Consider the following 6700-nt stretch of genomic DNA (forward strand, 5'->3'; position numbering starts at 1 on the left):
TTGCTCAGGCGGTGCGGGGGTCGGTGGTGCGGCGGCCGCTGGTGCGGGCGTCGGGGGTGCGGGGGCCGATGCGCGACAGGGTCGCGGCGACCTTCGGCAGCGCTGCGAGGACACGGCGGCGGCCCTCGTCGTCGAGCCGGTAGAGCCCGGTCGTCGTGCTGCCCGCGGGGGCGACGCCGCCGACGAGGACCATCGCGACGAGGGACGTCCCGGACCGCACGAACGCCCGGGCGCACTCGAACCCGAGGACGCCGGCCGTGAATCGCGGCTCGAAGTCGGTGTCGTCGGCGAGCTGCTGCCACTCCGCGACGCAGGCGTCGAGCAGGTCCGGGTCGTCGGAGCGCTCCACGAACCAGGGGCAGGGGTTGGACACCTCGGTGATCGGGCGGCCGTCCATGTCGGTGACGACCATCATCACGCCGAGCAGGTCGGCGGCGATCTGGGCGACGGACGCCGCGACCTCGGTCGACGGGGCGGGCACGGTCACGGAGGCCGCGGCGGCGGGCTCCCGGCCGGACGCCGGTCGCGGTGCGGCGTCCACCCGGAGGACGGCCTCGATGCGGTCCGCGGGGAAGCGCCACTGCCGCCCGACCTTGACGGCGGGCAGCCGGCCGTCCTCGGCCATCCGGTAGACGGTGGACCGGTCGACCCCGAGCATCGTCTGCACCTGTCGCGCGCTGAGCAGCGACGGCTGCGACTGCGTCTGCGGACTGTGCATGCTCTGCACGCTACGACCGCTCCTGCGACAGGAACCGGGACCGACGTCACCCCCGGGGGTATGTCGCCGAGCGGTGAGCGGCTCGACGAGCGGGCGCCGTGGGAGATCAGTACCGTCGGCGGATGAGCGACCTCGCGACCCGCGCCCGGACCCTGCTGGACCTGCACACCGCCCCCGAGATCCTCGTGCTGGCGAACGTGTGGGACGTCGTCTCGGCCACCGTGGTGGCCGGCACCGACGGCGTCCGCGCCCTGGCCACCGCCAGCCACTCGATCGCCGCGACGTTCGGCTACCCGGACGGCGAGAACATCCCGCTCGACCTGCACCTCGACATGGTCCGGCGGATCGTCGGCGCGGTGGACCTGCCCGTGACGATGGACCTCGAGGCCGGCTACGGCGACGCCGGGGAGACCGCGCGCCGCGCGATCGAGGCGGGCGTCGTCGGCGGCAACCTCGAGGACCAGGTCAAGCCGCTCGACGACGCCGTCGCCGCGGTGGAGGCCGTGCTCCGCGCCGGCCGGGACGCGGGCATCGACTTCGTCCTCAACGCGCGCACGGACGCCGTCCTCAAGGCGCCGGCCGGGTCCGACCGGGCCGCCGCGGTCGCCGAGGCCGCCCGCCGCGGCCGGGCCTTCCTCGAGGCCGGCGCGCCGGTCGTCTTCGTGCCGGGAGTCGTTGCGCGCGAGGAGATCGAGACCCTCGTCGAGGCCCTCGGACCGCGCCGGCTCACCGTCATCTCGGTGCCCGGTGCGTCGCTGCCCGCGCGCGAGCTGGAGGCGCTCGGTGTCGCCCGGGTCTCGACGGGCCCCTTCACCCAGCGGGTGGCGCTCACCGCCCTCCAGGACGCCGCCGCGGCCGTCGTCGCCGGCGGCACCCTGCCTGCCGGGACCCGCCCGCTGAACTGAGGTCGATCCGGGCCGCGGCTAGCATCCGTGGATGGGTATGGAGAAGAACGCACCGGTCAGCCGCTTCGGGACCGTCGAGGTCGCGGACCTGCCCGACGACCTGCGTGAGCGGCTCGCTCCGGTCGTCGAGCGGTCGGGCTTCACCCCGAACATCTTCCGGGCGCTGGGACGGCGCCCGGCCGAGCTGCGCGCGTTCCTCGACTACCACGACGCGCTCATGACCTCGGACGACGGCCTGTCCAGGGCCGAGCGCGAGCTCGTCGTGGTCGCGACGTCGGGGGCGAACGACTGCCTGTACTGCGTCGTCGCCCACGGCGCGATCCTGCGGCTGCGGACCAAGGAGCCGCACCTGGCCGACCAGGTGGCCACCAACCCGCACGGCTGCGAGCTCGAGCCGCGGCAGCGGGCGATCGTCGACCTGGCGCTGCGGCTCGCGCTGCACCCCGCCGAGCTCGGCGAGGCGGACCTGCAGGCCGCCCGCGACGCCGGGCTCACCGACGACGAGATCTGGGACGTCGGCTCGATCACGGCGCTCTTCGCGGCGTCGAACCGGCTCGCGCACCTGTTCGGCCTGCGCCCCAACGAAGAGTTCTTCACGATGGGGCGCTGACCCCGGCAGGGACGTACGTCTCGCACCGGCACCCCGGTACGGGACGACGCTTCAAGGGTGGATGCTGCAACCGCGCTCGACATGACGCCCGTCGCGACCGACGACGCCGTGGCCCTGCTCGCGACCGTGGCCGACCCGGTGCGCTGGCGCGTCCTGCGACTGCTCGCGTCGGGCCAGGCGTGCGTCTGCGAGATCCAGGAGCAGGTCCCGGTGGCCTCGAACCTGCTGAGCTACCACCTGCGTGTGCTGCGCGAGGCCGGGCTCATCACCTCGAGCAAGCGGGGCCGCTGGGTGGACTACCGGCTCGCGCCCGGGGCCGGCGCCGCGCTCACCGCCGCGCTGCCCGTCGGTGCGTCGGTGCAGCCGTGACCCTCGTCGACCACGTCCCGACGGCCCGGCGCGGGCAGGGCGGTGCGCTGCTGGCGGCGTCCGTCGCCTGGGTCGTCGCCTACCGCCTCAACGGGCCGGTCTGGGACGCGCTCCTCTACGACCTGCTGGGCCTGGACCCCGCCGCCCGGCTCACCGAGTCCCTGCACTTCTTCGCGTACGACACCGTGAAGATCACCCTGCTGCTCGTCGGGATCGTCTTCGTCGTCACCGTGCTGCGCTCCTACATGAGCGTCGAACGCACCCGGGCGCTGCTCGGCGGGCGCCGCGAGGGCGTCGGCAACGTCATGGCCGCCGGCCTCGGTGTCGTCACCCCGTTCTGCTCGTGCAGCGCGGTCCCGGCCTTCATCGGGTTCGTCGCCGCGGGCATCCCGATCGGGGTCACGCTGAGCTTCCTCGTCGCGAGCCCCATGGTCAACGAGGTCGCGATCGGTCTGCTCCTCACGCTCTTCGGCTGGAAGGTCACCGCGATCTACATCGGGGCCGGCCTGACGATCGCCGTCGTCGCCGGCTGGGTGCTCGGCCGGCTCGGTGCCGAGCGCTGGGTCGAGCCGTTCGTCTTCGAGACCCGGCTGCGCGGCGAGGTCGTCGACCCCGCGCGCGGCCTGACCCTCGCCGAGCGGCTCCAGATCGGGGTCGAGGAGGTGGGCACGATCCTGCGCAGGATCTGGCCGTACCTGCTCGTCGGCATCGGCCTCGGGGCGGTCATCCACGGCTGGGTGCCGACGGACTTCTTCACCCGCTACGCGGGAGCAGACAACGTCTTCGGCGTCCTCGTCGCGGTCGGCATCGGCGTCCCGCTCTACTCCAACGCCGCCGGCGTCATGCCGCTCGTGGAGACGCTGCACGACAAGGGCCTGCCGATGGGCACCCTGCTCGCGTTCATGATGGCCGTCGTCGCGCTCTCGCTCCCCGAGCTCGTGCTGCTGCGCCGCGTGCTCAAGCCGCCCTTGCTCGCCGCCTACGTCGGGGTCGTCGCGACCGGCATCGTCGCCGTCGGCTACCTGTTCAACGCCCTGCTCGCCTGACGGCGCCGCCGTCCTCAGAACCGTTGCACACCAAGGAGAGCCAGTGATGATCGTCAAGGTGCTCGGCCCCGGTTGCGCCAACTGCGTGACGCTCGAGAAGCGGACCCGGCAGGCCCTCGCGGACCTCGGCCTCGACGTGAGCGTCGAGAAGGTCACCGACTACGCGCAGATCGCCGCCTACGGCGTCATGACGACGCCGGGCCTCGTCGTCGACGAGCAGGTCGTGCTGCAGGGCCGCGTGCCCACCGTCGCAGCGCTCGGCGAGCTGCTGGGGGCCGCGGCCAGGGCCTGACGCCGGGTACTCCGCGCGACGTCAGGTACAGCCGTCAGGTGCAGGAGGGGCGCAGGGCGGCGCCGAGCACCTGCCCGTCCAACGGGACCGACCAGGCGTAGGTGCGCCCGCCGACCGTCGTCCGGACCGGCAGGACCACGGCGCCGGACGGCGGCCAGGGGCGTCCTCCGCAGCGGGTGTGCCAGACGAGCTCGGCGACGACCGGTGCCCTGCCGACCTGCGCCGTCGCCCCGGTGAAGGCGGGGCGGGCGTCCGCGGTGAGACCGCCGGTGTGGTCGCCGAGCTCGACGAGCCGCCGCTCACCGGGGGCCACCCGCAGCCGCAGCAGGACCGAGCGCCCGCGGGGGTCGACGACGAGCGGGTCGTCGAGCACCCGGGCGGAGACCAGGTCGACCGCCACGGCGGGCGGCTCCCCGCACAACCGGCCGACCGCGGACCGCAGGGTCGCCTGCTGCCGGGCGTCCAGCCGGACGTCCGCGAACGCCACCGGGGCACCGCCCGCCGGGCCGACCGCCCACGCCAGCGACGCGGGCGCGGCGTCGTCGGGGACCGGGCTGGTGCAGCGCGCGACCGGCAGCCGGACGGTGAGGCCGGCCTGCGCACCGGCCGCGAGCACCCGGGTGCCGGCGGCCGGCAGGGTGTCCACGTCCGCGACGTCCGCCGCGGTGACCGTGACGTCCCGGCCGGTCCCGTTGCGCAGCACGACCACCGCGTCGACCCGACGGCCGTCACCGGGGTCGGCCGTGACCCGGTCGACGGTGAGGCCGGCGCCGGCGGCCGCGCTCCAGCACGCCTGGCGCGCGACCGGTCCCACGCTGCGCGCCGAGCCGTCGACCGTCTGCCGGACGGTGGCCCGGTGGCCCGCGGTGTCCGTGGTCCGCAGGACGAGGCGGAGGTCGCCGGCCGGTGCACCTGCGAGGTACGGCCGGCAGTCGAGGGACACCTGCACGGCGCGGGCGGCCGGGTCGGCGCCGGCCGTCAGCACCCGGGAGCCCACGACGCCGGGGCCGAGCAGCCCGGTGACGACGGCCGTCGTCCCGGCCGGTCGGGTGCCGACCGACACGGAGACGGTGAGCGTCGCGCCCGGCACCGCACCGGCCACGACCGGCGGGACGTCCCCGGGCAGGACGGCGGCAGACAGCCGGCGCACCTCGACGACGGCCGGCTCCGCCCGGGGCAGGGCGAGCAGCCCCACGGCGAGGACGGCGACCACCGCCAGCGCGAGCGCAGCGACCCGGGCGCGCGGCCGTGTCCCGGCCGGGCCGCCCGGGGGAGGGCTCCCCGGCCGGTCGAGGTCGACCAGCCAGTCGTCGCTCACGTGCTCGTCACTCCGGGGGGTGGGATGACCCGTACGAACGTCTCCACGGTACGTGCGAGGCCGGCGTCCGGGTACCGGCACGAGGACGAGGCCCGGGCCCGGGACGCCGCTGGACCCCGACCCGTCCGGGGGGCGATCATCGGGCCGGTGACCGACCTCGAGGACCTGCGCGTCATGCTCACCGGCTTCCGCGTCTCGGCGGCGCTGAGCGTGGCCGCGGAGCTGGGCCTGTCCGACGAGCTGGCGGGCGGCCCCCGCGACGTCGGTGACCTCGCGGCCGCGGTCGGTGCCGACGAGGACAGCCTGCTCCGGCTCCTGCGCGCGCTCGTCACCGTGGGCCTGTACGTCGAGGGCCCGGACCGGGTGTTCGGCAGCACTCCCCTCGGTGAGGGGCTGCGCTCGGACGTCCCGGGGACGCTGCGCCCGCTCGCGCGGATGTTCCAGGACGGCGCCCTGTGGGCGGCCTGGGGTCACCTCGGCCACAGCGTGCGGACGGGCGAGAACGCCTTCGAGGCGCTGCACGGTGTCGACGTCTGGGCGCACCGGCGCGCGCACCCGGAGCGCAACGAGGTCTTCAACGCGGCCATGGCGGCGCAGAGCGCGGCGGCCGCGGCGGCGGTGGTGGCCGCCTACGACTTCTCCGGCGCGGCGTCCGTCGTGGACGTCGGCGGCGGCAGCGGCGCGCTGCTCGAGGCCGTCCTGGCCGCGAACCCGGCGCTGGTGGGCACGGTGTTCGACCAGGCGCACGCGCTCGCGGTGGCTCCTCCGCAGACGGCCGACCCGTCCGTGGCCGCGCGCCGGCGGACGAGCGCGGGGAGCTTCTTCGACGAGGTCCCCGCCGCCGACGCCTACCTGCTCAAGCTGGTCCTGCACGACTGGCCGGACGACGAGTGCGTGCAGATCCTGCGCACGTGCCGGCACAGCCTGCTCGCGGGGGGAGCGGTGCTCGTCGTCGAGACGGTCCTCGACCGCCCCGGGCACGAGCGGTTCGCCGCCTTCTCGGACCTCAACATGCTGGTCCTGCCAGGCGGTCGCGAGCGCACGGAGCAGGAGTACGCCGCCCTGCTCGACCGTGCGGGCCTGCGGCTGGCCGCCGTCCACCACACGACGGGCCGGCTCTCCGTGCTCGAGGCGCGCGCCCAGCCTGCCTAGGGCGTGTCTTGTAGATCTTGGCGAGCGGGTCGGTCAGGGTGTTGGTCGTGAGCAATCGGGATGTGCTGACTGACGAGATGTGGGCTCGGCTGGCGCCGCTGCTGCCGGATCGGACGCCGCAACGGGGTGGTCGGTGGCGGGACCATCGTGAGGTTCTCGAGGCGATCATCTGGCGGCTCCGGACCGGGTCTCCGTGGCGGGACCTGCCCGAGGAGATGCCGCCGTGGGAGACGGTGTGGGGCCGGTTCGACCGCTGGTCGAAGGACGGCACGTGGGACCGGGTGCTGCGC

Annotated in this window: 9 protein-coding genes; 7 read left to right on the forward strand and 2 right to left on the reverse strand. The window is 75.1% G+C overall.

The genetic code is table 11. The annotated features are described in order from the left end of the window. Positions 1-4: 4 nt before the first annotated feature. Positions 5-718: a helix-turn-helix domain-containing protein gene (locus tag EDJALFJO_RS03095; RefSeq protein WP_143448258.1), complete on the reverse strand. Its 714-nt coding sequence runs from the start codon at positions 716-718 to the stop codon at positions 5-7. A gap of 122 nt (positions 719-840) precedes the next feature. On the opposite strand from EDJALFJO_RS03095, the gene EDJALFJO_RS03100 reads away from it, so the two are divergent. The 5 genes from EDJALFJO_RS03100 to EDJALFJO_RS03120 are packed head-to-tail and all read left to right on the forward strand — an operon-like array spanning position 841 to position 3940. Next, positions 841-1623 (forward strand): isocitrate lyase/phosphoenolpyruvate mutase family protein, encoded by a 783-nt coding sequence (locus EDJALFJO_RS03100; protein WP_088282114.1) that lies wholly within the window; start codon positions 841-843, stop codon positions 1621-1623. A gap of 37 nt (positions 1624-1660) precedes the next feature. Then, complete coding sequence (locus tag EDJALFJO_RS03105) at positions 1661-2233, forward strand: peroxidase-related enzyme (RefSeq protein ID WP_088282116.1); 573 nt, start codon at positions 1661-1663, stop codon at positions 2231-2233. A 57-nt stretch (positions 2234-2290) separates the two neighbouring features. Beyond that, positions 2291-2602 (forward strand): helix-turn-helix transcriptional regulator, encoded by a 312-nt coding sequence (locus EDJALFJO_RS03110; protein ID WP_198949955.1) that lies wholly within the window; start codon positions 2291-2293, stop codon positions 2600-2602. Next, positions 2599-3648: a permease gene (locus EDJALFJO_RS03115; protein WP_088282120.1), complete on the forward strand. Its 1050-nt coding sequence runs from the start codon at positions 2599-2601 to the stop codon at positions 3646-3648. The genes EDJALFJO_RS03110 and EDJALFJO_RS03115 overlap by 4 nt, the downstream gene beginning before the upstream one ends. 46 nt (positions 3649-3694) lie before the next feature. Next, positions 3695-3940, forward strand: coding sequence for a thioredoxin family protein (locus EDJALFJO_RS03120; protein WP_088282132.1), 246 nt, complete (start codon positions 3695-3697; stop codon positions 3938-3940). Positions 3941-3974: 34 nt separating this feature from the next. Here EDJALFJO_RS03120 and EDJALFJO_RS03125 read toward each other — a convergent pair whose 3' ends face one another. Beyond that, on the reverse strand, positions 3975-5258 hold the full coding sequence (locus EDJALFJO_RS03125; RefSeq protein ID WP_088282122.1) for a hypothetical protein: 1284 nt from the start codon (positions 5256-5258) through the stop codon (positions 3975-3977). Between the two features lie 147 nt (positions 5259-5405). Here EDJALFJO_RS03125 and EDJALFJO_RS03130 point away from each other — a divergent pair, with 147 nt between their 5' ends. Together EDJALFJO_RS03130 and EDJALFJO_RS03135 are read left to right on the forward strand one after the other, a co-directional pair. Then, positions 5406-6410, forward strand: a complete 1005-nt coding sequence (locus EDJALFJO_RS03130) for a methyltransferase (RefSeq protein WP_158220263.1) — start codon at positions 5406-5408, stop codon at positions 6408-6410. A gap of 77 nt (positions 6411-6487) precedes the next feature. After that, the coding region (locus EDJALFJO_RS03135) for a transposase (RefSeq protein ID WP_369812487.1) at positions 6488-6700 on the forward strand (213 nt) is incomplete at its 3' end.

Source organism: Kineosporia sp. A_224, from assembly GCF_002198655.1.
Lineage (GTDB): Bacteria > Actinomycetota > Actinomycetes > Actinomycetales > Kineosporiaceae > R-H-3.